The organism is Colwellia sp. 5_MG-2023, assembly GCF_030547795.1.
In the GTDB taxonomy this organism is placed as follows: Bacteria; Pseudomonadota; Gammaproteobacteria; order Enterobacterales; family Alteromonadaceae; genus Colwellia.
The window spans coordinates 82256-101192 of the sequence record NZ_JAUOPW010000013.1 but is presented as its reverse complement, the minus strand read 5'-3'; the positions used below and the strand labels follow the sequence as shown (position 1 = coordinate 101192).

At 36.5% G+C, this 18937-nt stretch carries 20 protein-coding genes; 14 read left to right on the top strand and 6 right to left on the bottom strand.

Annotated features, from left to right (window positions below):
* The first annotated feature begins 815 nt into the window (after window positions 1–815).
* From lexA to Q4496_RS10655, 5 genes are all read left to right on the top strand, one after another.
* Window positions 816–1448: a transcriptional repressor LexA gene (gene lexA, locus Q4496_RS10675; RefSeq protein WP_215974017.1), complete on the top strand. Its 633-nt coding sequence runs from the start codon at window positions 816–818 to the stop codon at window positions 1446–1448.
* Between the two features lie 749 nt (window positions 1449–2197).
* Window positions 2198–3361: a cytochrome c oxidase subunit II gene (coxB, locus tag Q4496_RS10670; RefSeq protein ID WP_303495334.1), complete on the top strand. Its 1164-nt coding sequence runs from the start codon at window positions 2198–2200 to the stop codon at window positions 3359–3361.
* Window positions 3362–3364: 3 nt separating this feature from the next.
* A complete protein-coding gene (gene ctaD / locus Q4496_RS10665; protein ID WP_303602427.1) occupies window positions 3365–4954 on the top strand; it encodes a cytochrome c oxidase subunit I in 1590 nt (529 codons plus the stop codon).
* A gap of 2 nt (window positions 4955–4956) precedes the next feature.
* Window positions 4957–5514 carry a cytochrome c oxidase assembly protein gene (locus Q4496_RS10660; protein ID WP_215974015.1) on the top strand — a complete coding sequence of 186 codons (558 nt, stop codon included), beginning with the start codon at window positions 4957–4959 and terminating at the stop codon, window positions 5512–5514.
* 47 nt (window positions 5515–5561) lie between these two features.
* Window positions 5562–6446: a cytochrome c oxidase subunit 3 gene (locus Q4496_RS10655; protein ID WP_303610432.1), complete on the top strand. Its 885-nt coding sequence runs from the start codon at window positions 5562–5564 to the stop codon at window positions 6444–6446.
* 121 nt (window positions 6447–6567) lie between these two features.
* On the opposite strand, the gene Q4496_RS10650 is transcribed toward Q4496_RS10655, so the two are convergent.
* On the bottom strand, window positions 6568–6780 hold the full coding sequence (locus Q4496_RS10650) for a DUF2909 domain-containing protein (RefSeq protein WP_215974013.1): 213 nt from the start codon (window positions 6778–6780) through the stop codon (window positions 6568–6570).
* Between the two features lie 47 nt (window positions 6781–6827).
* Between Q4496_RS10650 and Q4496_RS10645 the strand changes: the two genes are divergently transcribed.
* From Q4496_RS10645 to Q4496_RS10625, 5 genes are read left to right on the top strand one after another with little or no spacing between them, the layout of a single operon-like run.
* Entirely contained in the window at window positions 6828–7619 is a 792-nt protein-coding gene (locus Q4496_RS10645) for an SURF1 family protein (protein WP_215974012.1), read from the top strand.
* Between the two features lies 1 nt (window position 7620).
* The gene (locus Q4496_RS10640; RefSeq protein ID WP_215974011.1) at window positions 7621–8214 is read left to right on the top strand and encodes a hypothetical protein; all 594 of its coding nucleotides are present in this window, start codon (window positions 7621–7623) and stop codon (window positions 8212–8214) included.
* Between the two features lies 1 nt (window position 8215).
* Complete coding sequence (locus Q4496_RS10635; protein ID WP_215974010.1) at window positions 8216–9238, top strand: heme A synthase; 1023 nt, start codon at window positions 8216–8218, stop codon at window positions 9236–9238.
* 14 nt (window positions 9239–9252) lie between these two features.
* Window positions 9253–10167: a heme o synthase gene (gene cyoE, locus Q4496_RS10630; RefSeq protein ID WP_215974009.1), complete on the top strand. Its 915-nt coding sequence runs from the start codon at window positions 9253–9255 to the stop codon at window positions 10165–10167.
* A gap of 12 nt (window positions 10168–10179) precedes the next feature.
* Entirely contained in the window at window positions 10180–10800 is a 621-nt protein-coding gene (locus Q4496_RS10625; protein WP_303602429.1) for an SCO family protein, read from the top strand.
* Here Q4496_RS10625 and Q4496_RS10620 read toward each other — a convergent pair.
* The 4 genes from Q4496_RS10620 to nfuA form a co-directional block, all read right to left on the bottom strand.
* Window positions 10797–11846, bottom strand: a complete 1050-nt coding sequence (locus Q4496_RS10620) for a polysaccharide deacetylase family protein (protein ID WP_303610431.1) — start codon at window positions 11844–11846, stop codon at window positions 10797–10799. The two genes, Q4496_RS10625 and Q4496_RS10620, sit on opposite strands and share 4 nt — an antisense overlap.
* Before the next feature lie 68 nt (window positions 11847–11914).
* Window positions 11915–12265 carry a VanZ family protein gene (locus Q4496_RS10615; RefSeq protein ID WP_215974006.1) on the bottom strand — a complete coding sequence of 117 codons (351 nt, stop codon included), beginning with the start codon at window positions 12263–12265 and terminating at the stop codon, window positions 11915–11917.
* Window positions 12265–12516, bottom strand: coding sequence for a hypothetical protein (locus Q4496_RS10610; protein ID WP_215974005.1), 252 nt, complete (start codon window positions 12514–12516; stop codon window positions 12265–12267). Before Q4496_RS10610 ends, Q4496_RS10615 begins: the two co-directional genes overlap by 1 nt.
* Before the next feature lie 8 nt (window positions 12517–12524).
* Window positions 12525–13103: a Fe-S biogenesis protein NfuA gene (nfuA, locus tag Q4496_RS10605; RefSeq protein ID WP_215974004.1), complete on the bottom strand. Its 579-nt coding sequence runs from the start codon at window positions 13101–13103 to the stop codon at window positions 12525–12527.
* A gap of 209 nt (window positions 13104–13312) precedes the next feature.
* On the opposite strand from nfuA, the gene Q4496_RS10600 reads away from it, so the two are divergent.
* Window positions 13313–15883, top strand: coding sequence for a M14 family zinc carboxypeptidase (locus Q4496_RS10600; RefSeq protein ID WP_303610430.1), 2571 nt, complete (start codon window positions 13313–13315; stop codon window positions 15881–15883).
* Between the two features lie 6 nt (window positions 15884–15889).
* Here Q4496_RS10600 and Q4496_RS10595 read toward each other — a convergent pair whose 3' ends face one another.
* Entirely contained in the window at window positions 15890–16633 is a 744-nt protein-coding gene (locus Q4496_RS10595; RefSeq protein ID WP_215974002.1) for a ComF family protein, read from the bottom strand.
* Window positions 16634–16688: 55 nt separating this feature from the next.
* On the opposite strand from Q4496_RS10595, the gene bioH reads away from it, so the two are divergent.
* The 3 genes from bioH to Q4496_RS10580 all read left to right on the top strand — a co-directional run bounded on the left by bioH (window position 16689) and on the right by Q4496_RS10580 (window position 18892).
* Window positions 16689–17555, top strand: coding sequence for a pimeloyl-ACP methyl ester esterase BioH (gene bioH / locus Q4496_RS10590; protein ID WP_303602433.1), 867 nt, complete (start codon window positions 16689–16691; stop codon window positions 17553–17555).
* 77 nt (window positions 17556–17632) lie between these two features.
* Window positions 17633–17938 (top strand): hypothetical protein, encoded by a 306-nt coding sequence (locus tag Q4496_RS10585; protein WP_303610429.1) that lies wholly within the window; start codon window positions 17633–17635, stop codon window positions 17936–17938.
* A gap of 63 nt (window positions 17939–18001) precedes the next feature.
* Window positions 18002–18892 carry a putative metalloprotease CJM1_0395 family protein gene (locus Q4496_RS10580; RefSeq protein ID WP_215973999.1) on the top strand — a complete coding sequence of 297 codons (891 nt, stop codon included), beginning with the start codon at window positions 18002–18004 and terminating at the stop codon, window positions 18890–18892.
* Window positions 18893–18937: the final 45 nt, after the last annotated feature.

Here is an 18937-nt window from a genome sequence, read left to right as displayed (position 1 = left end):
TTACCTTTTTTAGGCACACCTGATAGCCGTGGTCGTTATCGTTTAGTTTTTTAGTTGGCTAATCACCCTACATACGCTTTAACAAAGAACATTGTTAGACGAAGGTGACCGACATCACCGTAGGGACGAATTTATTCGCCTAATAAGAACAGGCGACTGAAGTCGCCCCTACATACGCCTTAACAAAGAACATTATTAGGCGAAGGTGCTCGACATCACCGTAGAGGCGAATTTATTCGCCTTAATAAAAAGAACAGGCGACTGAAGTCGCCCCTATATTCACCCTACATACGCCCTAACAAAAAACATTGTTAGGCGAAGGTGATCGACATCACCGTAGGGGCGAATTTATTCGCCTAATAAGAACAGGCGACATTCGTCGTCATTCCTTACCTTTTTAGGTACGCCTGATAGCCGTGGTCGCTACCGTTTAGTTTTTTAGTTTGATTAGTGGCTCACTTTATAATTAAGTGAGCCACTATCTTTTATTACTGTAGATCAAATGCTTACTCGCATTCTCTTCTGGATTGGCACTCAATTAATATTGATTAACTTGTTTTCTGCTTTCCCAAAATTATTTTGTTCAAATAAAACTGATAAATACGCATGTGTATTTATCAAGCCTGTTCATTAAAGTAAATGATCAGGTTTTAAACTGATTCATTCTCCTATCACGTTAATTATATTGATAATTTTAAGTCCATATTCTAAGAATATGATCCTAAGGTTCTTAGTAACCTCTTGCGTTTATTAGTTGGCTGTATATAATGACAGTTGTGAATAAATACAGGTCTTTACCTAGAAAGGAAAAGCTAATGCTAGCAACAAATGAATTAAAGCCGTTAACTAATCGTCAACAACAAATATTTGACTTGATTAAAGATAAAATTCAAGAAACAGGAATGCCACCTACTAGAGCCGAAATAGCGAGTTTTTTTGGTTTTAAATCTGCCAATGCAGCAGAAGAACATTTAAAAGCATTAGCAAAAAAAGGTTATATTGAAATGTTGCCAGGAACATCTCGTGGCATACGGTTATCTGAGCAGTTTATTGAAGAAGAAGGTCTTCCTCTTATTGGTAGAGTAGCTGCTGGTGAGCCAATTTTAGCCGAAGAGCATGTTGAAGAGCATTATCAAATGAGTGGTAGTTTATTCCACCCCGTGGCTAATTACTTGTTACGAGTAAATGGTGAAAGCATGAAAAATATTGGTATTTTAGATGGTGATCTATTAGCAGTACATCAAACAACTGACGTGCAAAATGGTCAAGTGATTGTTGCTAGAGTAGAAAATGAAGTGACAGTAAAACGCTTCAAACGTGATGGTAATATCGTCTATTTACAAGCTGAAAATGAAGATTTTGAACCTATCAAGGTAGATCTTAGTTCTCAAGATTTCTACATTGAAGGGCTTGCTGTTGGTATTATTCGTAACGGCAATTGGATGTAAGTTTTCTTTTTTATATTTTTTAATTGTTGCTATACCTTAGTGACAATTTTTATTAGTTATATTCACTAGCTTTATTTTATTAAATAAAAACCTCTCAAATTTGGTTGTTAAATAATCAATTAATAATTATTGATTATATCAATAGCCAAAATTCCCCTAGACTATACCAGTCATGCTATAGAGACAGCTTAGAGTAGTTACTCTATTGATTATATTAGCTTTTATCTAAATTATAATTTGACCTAGGTTAAGTTTTGAGCGATTCTAGAAGGTGAATCGAACAAATTAATACCAATTTCATTAATTAAGTGAACAATTTTATACGTAGAAAAAACAGCCAAATACAAGGCATTTATTTCAATAACTAGTTGTTCTAATTATTAAATAAATAATGATGTAGTTGGTGATTTTAGCAAGTAGAAATGATCACATAGCTAGTGAGATTGCTATAACTAGCAAAAAACTGAATAAGAATAAAAAAGACGTCAATGCGCTAATTCGATAGCTAAACTTAAATATTTACGCTTATGTCATTTGAATTAGTCATATCACGTCAGTTAATTTAATAAATTTCAAATTAAGTGCTTAATTAGAAAATAATAATAACTAAATTAACAGATCATCAGTTAAATGATTTTTGATGTACATTGCTGCTTTTCTGTTTTCTATTTTTATATGTTGTTTTAAACGGTGAATTATTACACCGATTTTATTTAAAACGAAGTAAATATTGATAGGGGAGAGGTTGAGTGAATAGAAGTAATCAACGTTGGTGGATGGAAATTTGTCTTGTTTGTTTAAGCTTATTTTCCAGTTCAGCTTGGTCAGATTCACAGTTAAATTTGACTAAAGGCGTAACGGCAGTTAGTAGGGAGGTGTATGATTTACATATGCTAGCACTCTACATATGTACTGGTATTGGGGTTGTTGTTTTTGGAGCGATGTTTTGGTCTATGATCTTCCATCGTAAATCAAAAGGAGCAAAAGCAGCTGACTTTCATGAAAGCACTAAAGTAGAAATACTCTGGACGGCAATTCCTGTCGTTATTCTTATCGCAATGGCCGTTCCGGCAACTAGTACCTTAATTGACATGGAAAATAATGATAACTCCGATGTCACTATTCAAGTTACAGGCTCGCAGTGGAAGTGGCATTATAAATATTTTGATCAAAATATTGAATATTACTCGGTATTGTCTACCCCGCGCGAGCAGTATGAAAATCAGGACGGTAGCTTTAGTGGTAATGGTGCTCTAAAAGGAGAAGATTACTTACTTGAAGTGGACAAGCCTTTAGTTATTCCTGCTAATAAAAAAGTGCGCTTTTTAATTACTTCTGATGATGTTATTCATTCTTGGTGGGTTCCTGCTTTTGCTGTTAAACAAGATGCTAATCCCGGCTTTATAAATGAAGCTTGGACAAATGTTGATGAGCCTGGAGTTTATCGCGGTCAATGTGCTGAGCTTTGCGGCAAAGATCATGGTTTTATGCCGATTGTAGTCGAAGTAAAATCTAGCGAAGACTATGATAAATGGTTGGATGAACAACACGCATTGACTGCTCAAGCTGAAAATGCAGAGAAGGCATCATTAAGCTCTTCTATGAGTAAAGCAGAACTAATGCAGCTTGGCGAAACCGTATATCTTGCTCATTGTGCTGCATGTCATCAGCCTACAGGATTGGGCTTACCTCCTACATTTCCTGCACTTAAAGGGAGTGCTATTGCCACTCAAGGCTCTATTGAAGAGCATTTAACTTTAGTCATTAACGGCAAGGGTATGATGCCTCCGTTTGGGAAACAACTCAGTTTAAAAGAAATCGCCGCGGTTACTACATTCGAGCGTAATGCTTGGGGTAATGAAACCGGTGATTTAGTACAAAGCTCAGATGTTAAAGCGGTAAGCGAGGAGTAAGAGATGACGACACATACAATAGATGAATCGCTTGATGATGCACATCATGATCATAAAATGAAAGGTATTAAGCGATGGTTATATACAACAAACCATAAAGATATAGGGACTCTCTACTTATGGTTTTCTTTTATCATGTTATTAACTGGCGGTGCTTTAGCTATGGTGATCCGTGCTGAATTATTTCAGCCAGGTTTACAAATAGTAGAGCCAGACTTTTTTAATCAGTTAACTACTGTTCATGGTCTTATAATGGTTTTTGGTGCCATAATGCCAGCATTTACCGGTTTTGCTAACTGGATGTTGCCCATGATGATTGGTGCGCCGGATATGGCATTACCGCGAATGAATAACTGGAGTTTTTGGATTCTTCCTTTTGCATTTGCCATTCTGCTTAGTTCATTTTTTATGGAAAGCGGTGCGCCAAATTTTGGTTGGACATTTTATGCGCCTTTATCGACAACATATTCAAATGGGAGCACGGCATTTTTTGTTTTTGCTGTTCATATTATGGGGGTATCTTCAATTATGGGCGCAATTAATATTGTTGTGACTATTATGAATATGCGTGCACCGGGTATGACTTACATGAAAATGCCATTATTCGTTTGGACATTTTTCATAATGGCTTATTTACTCATTGCTGTTATGCCGGTGTTAGCGGGTGTTGTTACTATGGTGTTGACCGATACTTATTTCGGAACTAGCTTCTTTAATGCTGCTGGGGGCGGTGATCCTGTAATGTTCCAGCATATTTTTTGGTTTTTTGGACACCCTGAAGTTTATATTATGATTTTGCCGGCATTTGGTATTGTTTCAACTATCATTCCTGCCTTTGCTCGTAAAAAGTTATTTGGTTATAGCTCTATGGTGTATGCCACTGGCTCAATTGCACTGTTGTCATTCATTGTTTGGGCGCACCATATGTTCACCACGGGAATGCCTTTATTTGGTGAGCTGTTCTTTATGTATTGTACTATGCTGATTGCCGTGCCCACAGGTGTGAAAGTATTTAACTGGGTCGCAACAATGTGGCGTGGTTCAATGACTTTTGAGGTACCAATGTTGTTCTCAATTGCCTTTGTGATTTTGTTCACAATTGGGGGGTTTTCTGGCTTAATGTTGGCATTAACTCCCGTAGACTTTCAATACCACGATACTTACTTTGTGGTTGCGCATTTTCATTATGTACTTGTAACTGGCTCATTATTTTCTATTTATGCCGGAGCGTATTTTTGGTTACCTAAGTGGACAGGGCATATGTATAGCGACTCCCTTTCTAAATGGCATTTCTGGTGTTCATTAATTTCAGTCAATCTACTCTTCTTCCCAATGCACTTTTTAGGTTTAGCTGGCATGCCTAGACGTATTCCGGATTATGCATTGCAATTTGCTGATTTTAATAAATGGGTCAGCATTGGTGGTTTTGCTTTTGGTTTATCACAATTGATTTTCTTAGCCGTTGTTATTAAGTGTATTCGAGGTGGAGATAAGGCCCCAGCTAAACCATGGGATGGGGCTGAGGGATTAGAATGGACCGTGGCAAGTCCAGCTCCATATCATACCTTTAGTACGCCGCCTAAGGTGGATTAGTTATGAGCGATAATACCGAGCAAAAACTTGTTAAACCGAATAACAGTAAAGTTATTAAAAAGTTAGTATTCATGGTATTTGCTATGTTTGGTTTCGGGTTTGCACTTGTACCTTTGTATGATGTTTTTTGTGATATTACGGGCTTAAACGGTAAGACCAATGATGTAGCCGTAGTTTATTCTGATAATGGTATTGATACGTCACGTACAATAAAGGTGCAATTTATTACGCGAATGGCGAAAGGAATTCCTTGGCAATTCGAACCTATAATTAATGAAATTTCTGTACACCCAGGTGAAATGAAATTCGTTAATTTCTTTGCTAAAAATGAAGCGAATCATGATATTACAGGGCAAGCTGTTCCTTCTGTTTCGCCAGGCTTAGCCGCTGGATATTTTCAAAAAATAGAGTGTTTTTGTTTTGAGCGGCAACCATTAAGAAGTGGTGAAGAAGTCGAGATGGGTTTACAGTTTTATGTTGATATTGATTTGCCTGTGGATATTCACACCCTGACATTATCATACACTTTGTATGATATTACTGAAAAAAAAGACTCATAAACTATTTATCACGCTTATAAATATTATGAGTAAAAGAGGTAATAAAAATGACAACCAAAGAATATGAAAGTTATTACGTACCATCACAAAGCCATTGGCCAATTGTAGGTGCAGTTGCATTATTTATGATTGCTGTCGGGGCTGCTAATTATGTTACCGATATTAAAAATGAAGTTAGTGGTTATGGTGGTTATTTGCTACTAGCGGGAATTGCTTTAGTCATTTATATGGTAGTTGGCTGGTTTAGTAATGTTATTAATGAATCGATGGCTGGAAAGTACAGTCGTCAAATGGATAATTCATTTCGACAAGGAATGAGTTGGTTTATTTTTTCTGAGGTTATGTTCTTCGCTGCCTTTTTTGGCGCACTATTATACGCACGTACTTTTTCTATACCGTGGTTAGATGGTGCTGGAAATAATGCGGAAACAGCGGCTGTTTTATGGCCAGAGTTTACTGCTAGTTGGCCATTAATTAAAACACCTGGAGGCACCGAAACTACTGCTATGGGATGGTATGGATTACCATTAATTAATACTATCCTATTATTAACTTCTTCCATTACCGCACATTTTGCCCATGTTGCGCTAGAAAAAAATAAGCGACCACAGCTAAAAGCTTGGTTAGGATTTACTATTATTTTAGGTTTGACCTTTATTAGTCTACAAGTTTTAGAGTATTCCCATGGTTATTCTGAAGAAATGCAACTGTATTTAACAAGTGGGATCTACGGTAATACCTTTTACATGTTAACTGGGTTTCATGGTTTACATGTAACACTAGGCTGCATTATGTTAATTGTTATGTTCTTTAGAGTGTTAAAAGGACATTTTACACCTGAAAATCATTTTGCATTTCAGGCAACAAGTTGGTACTGGCATTTTGTTGACGTAGTGTGGGTACTACTTTTTCTATTCGTCTACATTTTGTGATGTTAAATACTTTGCTAAATCCGTAATAACTGCATTGAAGGTACTCATTAATTGGCGTCAACTCCGTGCCTTCGCTTTGCTCTAACGAATTTATTTATCAAAAATTATAAAAATATTAACTTTAATAAGGTCTTGGGTTTGGTGTAATTAGGCCGGTGAGTAACCCTATTAGTATTAAAATCACTATCGCTACCGAGACCATTAATCTCCGGCCAATGTATTTAGTCATAGAAGGTTGGTTTGGATCGGGCTTTTTATTCATAATAAATAAAGCACGAAAGAGGTTGTAAACCATGAATAGCATAAGTGTGATAATAATAATTTTAAATAACATACACTCAATATCCTAAGTATTAACTTGTTGTAAGGATTTTATTTTTGATGCCAAGTAGTACACCCTTAAGTATTGATCAAAAGCGATCAAATTATTTTAGTAAGCATAATTTACTTTGGCTAGTCTTTACTGTGCTCGTTTTTTCAACATTAGTAAAGCTTGGCTTTTGGCAAATTAGTAGGGCATTAGAAAAAGAGCAGCGATTAGCACAGATTGACAAACTAAGTGCTAAAAAACCAATCTCACTAAGTCAGGTTTTAACCCTCTCAAATAATGGAAGTTCTTTAAATAAAATCAACGATTTCCCTGTATATATCGAAGGAAGCTTTGATGAAGGAAAAGTATTCTTATTAGATAACCAAGTGAGTAAAGGGCGTTTAGGGTATCGGGTCTACCAAGTAGCAGAAACAAGTAAACACGCAGTATTGGTAAGTCTTGGTTGGATACAAGGATCAATAAATAGGCAAGAAATACCGGATGTATCAGCCTTGAGTGGGCAATATAAATTTAAAGGGCATATTCGTTTAATAGAAGTAGGTATTCAATTAGTAGAGCAAGTATTTTCTCAAGCAAGCTGGCCATTAAGAGTGCAGCAAATTGAATTAGATAAGTTTTCAGCTTTACTCAAGCGAGAGTTATTGCCTTTTGTTATTTATTTAGACGAAAGTGAAAAAATAGGCTTTGAAAAAAATTGGCAACCTATAGTGATGCCACCAGAAAAACATCGTGCTTATGCTTTTCAGTGGTTTAGTTTGGCGATAGCTTGGTTACTTTTAATGTTATGGGCTAAGTTTAGTATAAGTAAGGGTGATAATAAAAATAATAGTAAGGCGAAATAATATGAATTCAGTACACAATGAAGTATCAGGTGTTCAAGAGGCAACCATTAAAAAGAGTAATCGTCGAAGCTTTTTATTGATGATTGTTGTTTTTTTGTTACCCGTTATATTGGCTAAACTTGCTTTAGATGGCGAGTGGTTGGCAAAAAGTGTAACGAATAAGGGGACTTTGTTAACTGAGGAGCTAACGCTTGATAAATTAGGAATCGACAATTCAGCGTTTGAACATCAGTGGCTAATTCTTTATAGCCTCCCATTGAACTGTGAGGAAAACTGTCAACATACTTTAGAGTCTGTTCATAATACTTATGTAGCTTTGGGTAAATATATGCCTAGAGTTACCCCTGTTGCTCTGTATCAGTCTGTGCTGTCTAACGATCAACTGCAACACCTTTCACAAAGTCAGTGGCAGCTAGTAGCAACCCCAAGTAAAGCTAAAACAATTATAACAGAGCAAAAAATATGGTTGGTTGACCCCCTTGGTAATGTTTTTATGAGCCATGAAATACCTAATGACACTAAGCAATTACCACATTTCGGTAAACAGATTTTAGCTGATATGAAAAAAATTCTTAAATATTCAAAGGTTGGTTAATATGAGCAATGTAGCACTGAATAGCGATCACACTAATATACTTAGAAAGTTAGTCATTCTGAGTATTGTGTTAGCGTTTATTGTTATTGCTTTAGGTGCATATACAAGACTGACGCATGCAGGACTAGGCTGCCCAGACTGGCCTACTTGTTACGGACAACTTGATGTACCTAAAACAGCAGAGCAAATTGCGAAAGCTGAATTAGCATTTCCTGAACGGCCCGTTGAGCCTCATAAAGCTTGGAATGAAATGATCCATCGATATTTCGCTGGTGCATTAGGTTTGTTTATTCTCGCTATTGCTTTTTTGTCATTTAAAAATCGTCATCAAAACACACCTTTACGCCTACCTTTACTTATTTTAGCGGTTGTTATTTTTCAAGCTGTATTAGGTATGTGGACAGTAACCATGATGTTAATGCCAATAGTGGTTATGGCTCACTTACTTGGCGGCTTTACTACTTTGAGTTTGCTATTTTTGTTGCATTTACGTTTACGAAAAACTCAAATAAGCGTCAGTGAGGCTCCAGTAAAAAAATATGGCAGCTTTGCTTTGCTTGGTATTATTGTTTTGGTTGGGCAAATAGGATTAGGGGGCTGGACGTCATCTCATTATGCTGCGTTAAGTTGTGTTGAATTACCTATTTGTCAGCCGGGCTGGCAAGAGCAACTGACTTTTGAAAACTCTTTTGACTTAGTGCCACCCGCACAGGAAAGTTATGAATTTGGGCACTTGCCTCATGAGGATCGTGTCACTATTCATGTGACGCATCGTTTTGGCGCTATTATTACTACAGTCTATTTAACTTGGTTGATGATAATGGTTTACCTTAGAGCTAAAACCAACGCCCTTAAAGTAGCAACATTAGTTGTAGGGGTTGCTTTAACAAGCCAGGTTTTACTTGGAATTTCTAATATTGTCTTGTCATTGCCGCTTGGCATTGCTGTTGCGCATAACGTGGTAGCGGCCTGCTTAATGTTAACGCTTATTAATTTAACTTATCGCTTGTACCATAGAGTATAAGGTAAGGAGATATAATGTCTGATGAAGTGCTAAATAATACAAAAATACCTACTATATCGATTTCTAGGTGGCGAGCTTATTATGATATTACTAAGCCAAAAGTAGTTGCTTTGTTAGTATTGACCGCGTTAGTTGGCATGAGTTTATCTGTGCCAGGCGGTTTGCCTTGGCAACTATTGCTACCTGCTATGTTAGGTATTGCGTTATTGTCATCTGCAGCGGCGGCAATTAATCACATTGTCGATGAAAAGATTGATGCGGTTATGGGCAGAACACATAATAGACCTTTACCTGAAGGTCGAATCACCACTAATAATGCCATCGTGTTTGCTTTTAGTATTGCCTTATTGGGTTTCATTCTACTCTATGGGTTAGTTAATCCATTAACGGCTTACTTAACGTTATCAGGGTTAGTGGGCTATAGTTTTGTTTATACCTTATATTTGAAGCGTGCAACTCCACAAAACATTACTATTGGCGGTCTCGCTGGTGCTATCCCGCCGTTACTAGGTTGGACAGCTATGACAAATGAAATTCATCCACATGCCTTGTTATTGGTTCTATTAGTTTTTACTTGGACACCGCCGCATTTTTGGGCCTTAGCCATTCATCGTAAAGATGAATATGCGAAAGTGAATATCCCCATGTTACCTGTGACGCATGGTATTAGCTTTACGAAAACCCAGATTTTACTTTATACCGTATTGTTATTTATTGTGGGTTTATTGCCTTATTTAGTTGGCATGAGTAATTGGCTATACTTAATTGGTGCTGTAGTACTTAATGCTATCTTTTTTGCTTATGCGTGGAAGCTTAAATTTAATGCTGATGAAAATACGGCTATGGATACATTCAAGTTTTCTATTATCCACTTGATGTTACTATTTATTATTTTGTTACTTGATCATTATTTATTGCCAATAGGCTAGAGAAACTAAGGTATGAAAAATTATGTAATTTACATCGGCGGTTTTATTGCCGCTGTTATTGGAGTCTTGGCATTTCAACAAGTCAATAATGTTGAGCAACCAGAGCATGCTTTGTATTATCAACAGCCCAGAATAATTAAGCCCTTTGAATTAACGGATCATACCGGTCAGTTATTTACTAAAGCTCAATTAAAAGATAAGTGGTCACTGGTATTTTTAGGTTATACCTCTTGTCCTGATATTTGCCCTACTACATTACAAAATTTAGGTTTCATTTATGATGATTTAAAAGCGATAGCGAGCAACAGCCAAGTATTGTTAGTAACTGTTGATCCACATAGAGATACTCAAGAAAAATTAAACCAATATATACCTTATTTTAACGATGAATTCATTGCATTAAGGGGAGAGCATAGTGCGCTATTTCCTTTCGCACGTAATTTAGGTTTAATGTACGCTATTAGCGATGAAAGTGAAGGATATTTGGTTGATCACAGTGCGTCAATAGTGCTCATTAATCCTGATGGAAATATATCGTCTATATTTAAGCCTGAGCAAGAAGTTGGCAAAGTACCGGCCATTGATAGTGAGAAATTACTCAGTGATTATAAAAAAATAGTCGCGCTCTATTAAAGGCTGTACCAAGCTCCACCTTGTTGTAAAATAAACCATGGCTTCGAGTACCAATAGTATTGCCCTGGGTTATTTATACTCGCAGCGGTACAATTACAACGTACTCGGCCTACAGGTAAGTCACCGTTAAATTTGATAGTAAAACTATTATCTCCTTGCCATTGTACTTTTTGTTTACCTAAGCCGGAAATATAACAATTTAGACCTGATTTATAAAAGTCGTCAGTTTCTATAGTAAAAGTAACTTGTGAAATTTGTTTGTGCTCAAAGATAGTTTCAGCTTCTTTGCCTTCTAATTTGATAGTAAAAGGTAAAGAATTAAGTTTATCTCTTAATGCTGATATTTCATCGTAAGGCATTGAGGCAGGGAAGCGCGGTATACTGGTTAAATCTGTATTTAGTCCAACAGCACCAGACTGTTGTGAAAAGGCAATAAAATCATTCTCTTTGGCCCAGTTTTGTATGGTAGGGCTGTATTCACCATAAGGATATGCATAATATCGCCAACTTTGACCTGTTTTCTCTTCAATTATTTGCTCTGCTTTTAATAAGAGTGCACTCTGTTTAGCTAACCATTGAGTTTGCGTTAGATTGTCTGGAATTCTGGTCATAGAGTCGTGAGTAAAGCCATGGTTGGCAATAATGACTCCTTCATCAGCTAGGGCTTTAAGTTGTTCCCATGAAAGGTAAGAAGATGAACTTTGAGTAATAACACTTGGGTTCACAAAAATAGTGTAAGGGTAATTAAATTTATCAAGTAATGGCTTAGCATTTGTTTCTATGTCAAGGTATGCATCATCAAATGTAATGACTACTGTTTTATTTTTTAATGGTTGTTGCTTTTTAATTTTATCTATCAATTGAGATAGGGGAATAACATTAAAATTGTGCTCTTGCAGGTATTTTAGGTGCACTTCAAACTGAGTAGGGGTAATACTGGTACTTTTAGGGGTAGTGTCACTAACATGATGGTATTGCAAAATAACAGCACCAAAACTGGTTGAGTGAAAAAATAATAACAATAAGGTGATAAAATTAAGTTTCATGAGCATCTCTTTTCGCACTGTTAGCTTAAAATACCGTTTTTTTAATCAAATGACTAGTAATAGACTACTTAAGCATTATTTTTCGTACAAAAAAGTATTATTTTTGCTAACAACCAACCAAACATAAGCCCTACAGTATTAGCTAATAAATCTAACCATTCTCCATAGCGGTTAACATAAGGTTGAACTAATTCAATTACACCGCTAAATGTAATAAAGCTAAGAACAAAATACAAAGAATATTTTGGGTGTCGTAATGCCGCTGGTAAAGCTAATGCAGCATAAGCAATGAAATGGTGTGTTTTATCAGTGCCTGGCACACTCGGTAAATGAATTGCAGGCCATAGTGATAATGTAGTAATAGCGACAATGAGTATAACTGTAAGATGAGACCAGTACTTCTGAATTAGATGAAGCATTAAGAAAGTTCTTTATCTTTGTGTTTATTTAGAATATTAAACCAGCGATTAGCAAAAATACCTAAATAACCCCAAGCGGAAATTATACAACCTAGAGCAATTAAAATCAGACCAGCTACTTGCCACAAGTGGTGGTAATAGTAACCGAAAGCAATAAATAATAAACCTAGGCTAAATAGGCCAAGCCCACGCAAAAAAATGGATAGACTTCGTGCGGGATCTTGACCTAATTTGGCTAATAAATTATTCATAAATTAATTTAATAGTAAGAGTGATCACCACGTTCATGTTCTGTGGCATCTTTTACGCCTTTAATTTCATCACCCATCATTTCGATGAGCTGAGCTTCAATACCATCTTTTACGGTAACATCTATTTGACTACAACCGTTACAGCCACCGCCAAATTGTAATACAGCATAGCCGTCATCGGTAATTTCAACTAAAGTACATTCACCACCATGTCCTGCTAATTGGGGGTTAACTTCCGCTTGTAAAAAATAATGAACACGTTCAAATAATGGAGCGTCATCAGCAACTTTACGCAATTTAGCATTTGGCGCTTTAAGGGTTAATTGAGAGCCCATTTGATCAGTAACAAAATCTATTTCGGCTTCTTCTAAAAAGCTTTTACTGTCAGCGTCAACCATGGCAGAAAATCCATCAAATGGTAATTCTATGTCATCAGGCTCTACAGCATCGGCAGGGCAATATGATACACCGCATTCTGCCTTAGCGGTTCCCGGGTTTACAACAAAGACACGAATATGGGTCCCTTCTGCTTGTTGGGATAATAGCTTAATAAAATGCTCTTGGGCGGTAGGGGATATAGTGATCATAATACAGTAACTCGCTTGTGCTCTTCAGTTTGAAACAGGAAATATAATCAAGCCATCGCAAAATAGATATTTATGAGGACTTAATAGCTTGAGTATACTTGAGCGTTTTACTCAAGTATAGGTATTTTACTTTGCAATATTGCTATGCGCTAATGATTTTTATGCTTTTATTTGCTATTTTAGCTGAGTTCATCAAATTGGAAGTTATTATGTCATTATATCGTTTGTTTACCTTGTTTATTTTAGTCATTCCTACGTGGATTTCTTTCGCTCAACCAGTACAAGAATATTTACCGAAACAAGCTACATTTAATTCAAGTACCCCTTTACCAAGTACAACGTTAGGTTTCGGAATAGGTGAACGTCACATAAGACATGATCAATTAAAGCAATACTTTAATACGCTAGCGCAAGATTCTACACGTATAAAAATGACTTCTATCGGTAGAACGCCACAGCAACGCGAGCAATTTTTAGTGACTATTTCAAGTCCTGAAAACTTAGTTAACTTAGATAATCTTCTAGCAAAAAGGCATGTACCCTACCAAACCCAAGCATCAAATAATGCCAATGAACCCTTGGTCATATGGTTAGGATATAGTGTTCATGGCGATGAAATTACTGGGGCTAATGCAGCTATGGTAGTGGCTTATTATTTAGCGGCTAGTGAAGAAGAACGTATTGAAACTATGCTAGCGAATACGATCATTGTCTTAGAGCCGAGCATTAATCCAGATGGAATGGATAGATTTGCGAATTGGGCGGCTACCTATAGAAGCTCTGCGGGTAATAGTGATCCTGAAACTATTGAACATCACCAAGGTTGGGTTAGTGGCCGAACTAATCATTTTTGGTTTGATCTTAACCGAGATTGGTTGTTGTTAACGCAACAAGAAAGTCAACACAGACTGAAGTATTTTCATCAATATCAACCTCATGTGTTAGGTGACTACCATGAGATGGGCGCTAACAGTAGTTATTTTTTTCAACCAGGTATTGCAAGCAGAACACACCCACTAACACCTAGAAAAAATGTGACGCTAACTAAAGCACTAGCGAAGTTTCATGCAAAAGCATTAGATTCAGCTCAACGTTTATATTATAGCGAAGAAAATTTTGATGACTTTTATTATGGGAAAGGTTCAACTTATCCTGATATTAATGCTGGTATTGGTATTTTATTTGAGCAAGCTAGCTCTCGAGGTATGCAACAAGATACGATTAATGGTTTGTTAACATTTGAATATGGTATTCAAAACCATGTTTTAACATCGCTTTCAACTATTGAAGGTGCATGGGAAAACCGTCAAGTACTTAAAGACTATAGACAAGATTTTTATCAACAAGCGCTTAAAAAAGCTAAAAAAGAAAAGTTTACTGGTTATTTACTTAGCGAATCGCAAGATGCTTATCGCTTAAATACTTTACTAGATAAATTAGCACAGCATCAAATTAACGTGTATCAACTTGCAGAAGACTTTAATTATAAAGAAAAAAATTATGCTAAAGAAACAAGTTATTATGTACCTATAGTGCAAAGCCAATACCGAGTTATTCAAGCTTTATTTACCCAAGGAACTGATTTTCCAGATAATACTTTTTATGATGTTTCCGGCTGGACTATGCCGCTAGCAATGAATATTGATTTTCAAGCTCTCGATAAAACTAGAGGTTTAACACTGAAAAAAGAGCCTTGGTCTTCAAAAGATATTGCTCATGTAAGCAAGTTATCTACTAAGGATACAGATTATGCGTATGCATTTGAATGGCATCATTTTTTAGCACCTAAGCTACTAAATAAATTACAAAATAAAAAGATCAAAACTAAAGTAGCAACAAGTGAATTTGTTAGTCAAGTTGATGGTAAGCAGAGAGTATTTGCAGCTGGTACTATTATTATTCCTGCCGGTATTCAGCAAACGTCGAATTGGCGTGAAAGCTTAGCTGAGCTAGCACATGAAACTAATATAGCGTTAGTAACAATTAATAGTGGTTTAACTAGTCAAGGCATAGATTTGGGTAGTAATTCATTTAAAACTTTAGAACAGCCAAAAGTACTATTGTTAGGTGGTAATGGGATCTCTCAATACGAAGCAGGCGAAATTCGCTATTATCTTGATGAAATATTACAAATTCCCGTTAGTATTATTGAGCATTCTCGTTTATCAACGGTTGATTTATCAAATTACAGTCATGTAATTTTAGTTAATGGTGACTATAGAGTTCTTTCAGATAGTCATGTTAGTCAATTGAAGCTATGGCTTAAGCAAGGCGGTGTAGTTTTTGCTCAAAAAAGTGGTGCACAGTGGCTAGCTAAACAAAATATATTATCTGCTAGCTTTGTAGGGAAACAAGAGATTGATCAGTTGTTTAATAGTCAAGGATTAACTTACCAAGACAAAGAACAGCTTAGCGCGAAAAAACGTATAGCCGGCGCTATTTTTGCTACAGAGCTTGATACCTCACACCCCCTTGCTTTTGGTTATACCGATAAACAGTTACCTTTATTTAGAAATAGCACCCTCATTATGAATTCAAGGCAGCAACCTTTCCTAACGGTTGCAAAATATCATGAAGAGCCATTGTTAAGTGGTTATACAGACGAAAAACTAGTTAACCTTATCGCGGATAACTCAGCGCTTGTTGCGCATAATTATGGGCAAGGTCGTGTTATTGCTACGGCTGATGTATTAGCCTTTCGTGGCTATTGGTTAGGAAGTGCAAAATTATTGGCAAATAGTTTGTTTTTTGCTAAAGCTTTTAATGCACCAACAAGGTAAATATTATTAATGATTTGTGTGCGGTAAGGTTAAGCAAACCGTGACAATAGTTACTTTACTAGCGCCCGCATGTTTTAATATTTTACTGATTTCATTGGCTGTGCTGCCGGTAGTTAATACATCATCAACAACAATAATATGTTTAATATCATTGGGTAATTCTTTAGCTAATGTAAAAGCGTTAGCTAAAGTTTGCCGCCTTTCTTTACCGGTTTTTCCAACTTGACTGGTATTATTTTGAGTACGAACTAACGTAACTTCATCGTAAGGTAACTGTAAAGATTGAGCCAATGGCTGTGCAAGTAAATGTGCTTGGTTGTAACCGCGAATTTGCCACTTATTAATATGTAAAGGCACACTTAAAATAAGATCAGCCGGCGAAGTTAACGTTGTTAAGTGTTGTTCTTTCCATTGTTGTGCAAGTAAGGTTGCTAATAGGGAGGCAATTTCAAATCGCCCTTGATATTTTAGTTGTGGTAACCAATGAGTGAAAGGGGGCAGATAAGGCGCTAAGCAAATTAAATGGTCGAAGTTAATATTGGGTAATGCTTTATTTATTGCCGGCCAATTAAGTAAATCACCTTGTACAATTGCTTGATTAAACATGGGTAAATCATTTAAACAAGATGGACAGAGTAATTTTTGTTGGCTGGAACTTATATCGTGTAGGCAATTACCGCATATATCACACTGGCCTAGTGTGGATAAAAAACGTTGATAGAGCATTTGTACTCTTTTTTTCCATGCCATTGGTCGTTCCATTTTGTAAAATAAAGCGCATTAATTAATTCTACTAAGGATAAGCATGGCAGAAACTCTCAATATTTCCATTTTTCCCAGAATAGAAACTCCAACTTCTCATAAAAAAACCTCTTTAGTTCTACTTCATGGCTGGGGACTAAATTCAGCAGTATGGCAGCCTTTTATTGATAGCCTACCGGATAGTTTTTTTAATGATTTTAATATAATTACCATTGATTTACCTGGCTTTGGTAATAATGTTAACAAAAAAATAAATCCTTACTCAATAACGAATATTTGCCAATCTATTGTTGGTAGCATCACAGAACAGGCTGTTTATATAGGGTGGTCTTTAGGTGGGTTAATTGCCACTGAAATGGCACTTAGTTACCCAGAAAAAGTACTGGCTTTAGTGACTATTGCAAGCTCCCCTTATTTTCTGGAAGAAAAAAGCCAAAAAATAGAAGAAAGCCAATTGATATGGCCAGGCATTAAGGCAAAAGTTCTTGAGGGGTTTCATCACCAACTCCAAGTAGATATTCAAAAAACGATTGGTAATTTTTTAAAAATACAAGCAATGGGGAGCTCAGCTATTCGCCAAGATATTAATAAAATTAGTGAGTTAGTTTTTCAATATACTATGGCAAATAAAACGACACTTGAGCAGTCATTAAAGTTGTTAGAAAGCAGTGATTATAGAAAGCAACTAAATAGCATAAAGCAACCATTTCTTCGTTTATATGGTGACGCAGATAGTCTTGTTCCTAAAGCCGTCATTGAGCAAGTGGAACACTTGGCGCCTACTAGCGATTGTTATCGTTTTAAGCAGGCTTCTCATGCACCATTTATTTCACATCTTGATGATTTTACAGTAGTACTGACTCGATGGCTTGTAAGTATGAGAAGAAGTCATTTTGTTAAACTAAATTAACTTTACTTTTTAAGTGTTTTGGTTAATAATTGGTCAGTGTAACTAAGGTTAATATAAAACCTAGAGAGGTAGATTTAATGGAAATTCAATCAGCATTTAATTCTGGTGTGCAAGGTTTTCAAAATGCCACTGAAATGGCCAATAAAGCAGCGGTAGATATAGTTGCTGAAACAACTGTCGTTCGTGATTCTGCAGTTAGTGAAATAGATGGTCAAGACACTACTACATTTAGTAGTGAGTCATTTAGTAATGCGAATAAAGTACCTGAATTAAATCAATCAATAGTTGAGTTAAAAGTTGCCGAGTATCAAGCTAAATCTGCAACTGAAGTAATAAAAACAGCAGACGAAAGCTTAGGTACTCTGCTTGACGTAACAGCGTAAATTACAAGTATTCTCTGAATGTTGATTTTATCAATATAATTAACTGTCTCGAATAATTTAATTATGAACATTACCCCGCAAGTACCAAATTTATCTATACCAACTGTGCTTAATCCGCACACCGAAAGCTTGCGCCGTGAAAATAATCAACGAGAAGTTATTACCCAACCAGCACCGACCAGCCAGTCATCTGCAGAGAAAGGAGTAGCATCTGATAAAGAGCGTGGCAGAACACCTGCTCAAAACAATGCTGATATCGATTTTGCCAGTATTACGGAACAGGCAGAGTTAGCAAATTCCAGTATTACAGAGCAAAATGAACAAGACAATGCCCAACAGGGCCAAGGAAATGAGCAAAAACCTGGATCACAAGATTTGTCTAAATCTGAAGGTGGTGATTCAGTTGATGGTAATGAAGAACATACCCCAGAACAAGAAAAAGTTATTAGTGAGCTTAAAGCTAGAGATCAAGAAGTTCGGGCTCATGAAGCTGCACATGCGGCTGTAGGGGGGGCTATTGCAGGTTCACCTAGCTATTCTTATGAACAAGGGCCTGATGGTAAAAAGTATGCGGTAGCCGGGGAAGTCTCGGTAGATGTTGCGCCGGTAAATGGTGATCCTCGAGCAACGATTACCAAAATGCAAAAAGTGTATTCGGCAGCCTTAGCCCCTGCGAATCCTTCCGCGCAAGATAGAAGTGTAGCAAGCGCTGCCACACAGCAAATACTTGCAGCACAATCGGAATTATTAGTTGAGTTAGCGCAAGAAGAAGGTGCTGCTAAAACAGCAACTGATAGTGAGGAAAATGATAATATTTCGGTAATAGAAACTTCATCGTCAAATAGACAAGCCGACGCTATTACTCAACGTTCATTAAGAATAGAAAGCTTTTATTCCGATATAACCAAAGCTTATGAAAAGGCTCCAACATATAATTTTGAACTTACCGCTTAATTACCTTGCTAACTTCACTACCTCGTTGTTATTAGTAGTGTAAAT

Coding starts and splice junctions, on each gene's coding strand:
- lexA (WP_215974017.1), top strand. CDS start 816: ATGCTAGCAACAAATGAATTAAAGCCGTTAACTAATCGTCAACAACAA.
- ctaD (WP_303602427.1), top strand. CDS start 3,365: ATGACGACACATACAATAGATGAATCGCTTGATGATGCACATCATGAT.
- Q4496_RS10660 (WP_215974015.1), top strand. CDS start 4,957: ATGAGCGATAATACCGAGCAAAAACTTGTTAAACCGAATAACAGTAAA.
- Q4496_RS10655 (WP_303610432.1), top strand. CDS start 5,562: ATGACAACCAAAGAATATGAAAGTTATTACGTACCATCACAAAGCCAT.
- Q4496_RS10650 (WP_215974013.1), bottom strand. CDS start 6,780: ATGTTATTTAAAATTATTATTATCACACTTATGCTATTCATGGTTTAC.
- Q4496_RS10645 (WP_215974012.1), top strand. CDS start 6,828: ATGCCAAGTAGTACACCCTTAAGTATTGATCAAAAGCGATCAAATTAT.
- Q4496_RS10640 (WP_215974011.1), top strand. CDS start 7,621: ATGAATTCAGTACACAATGAAGTATCAGGTGTTCAAGAGGCAACCATT.
- Q4496_RS10635 (WP_215974010.1), top strand. CDS start 8,216: ATGAGCAATGTAGCACTGAATAGCGATCACACTAATATACTTAGAAAG.
- cyoE (WP_215974009.1), top strand. CDS start 9,253: ATGTCTGATGAAGTGCTAAATAATACAAAAATACCTACTATATCGATT.
- Q4496_RS10625 (WP_303602429.1), top strand. CDS start 10,180: ATGAAAAATTATGTAATTTACATCGGCGGTTTTATTGCCGCTGTTATT.
- Q4496_RS10620 (WP_303610431.1), bottom strand. CDS start 11,846: ATGAAACTTAATTTTATCACCTTATTGTTATTATTTTTTCACTCAACC.
- Q4496_RS10615 (WP_215974006.1), bottom strand. CDS start 12,265: ATGCTTCATCTAATTCAGAAGTACTGGTCTCATCTTACAGTTATACTC.
- Q4496_RS10610 (WP_215974005.1), bottom strand. CDS start 12,516: ATGAATAATTTATTAGCCAAATTAGGTCAAGATCCCGCACGAAGTCTA.
- nfuA (WP_215974004.1), bottom strand. CDS start 13,103: ATGATCACTATATCCCCTACCGCCCAAGAGCATTTTATTAAGCTATTA.
- Q4496_RS10600 (WP_303610430.1), top strand. CDS start 13,313: ATGTCATTATATCGTTTGTTTACCTTGTTTATTTTAGTCATTCCTACG.
- Q4496_RS10595 (WP_215974002.1), bottom strand. CDS start 16,633: ATGGCATGGAAAAAAAGAGTACAAATGCTCTATCAACGTTTTTTATCC.
- bioH (WP_303602433.1), top strand. CDS start 16,689: ATGGCAGAAACTCTCAATATTTCCATTTTTCCCAGAATAGAAACTCCA.
- Q4496_RS10585 (WP_303610429.1), top strand. CDS start 17,633: ATGGAAATTCAATCAGCATTTAATTCTGGTGTGCAAGGTTTTCAAAAT.
- Q4496_RS10580 (WP_215973999.1), top strand. CDS start 18,002: ATGAACATTACCCCGCAAGTACCAAATTTATCTATACCAACTGTGCTT.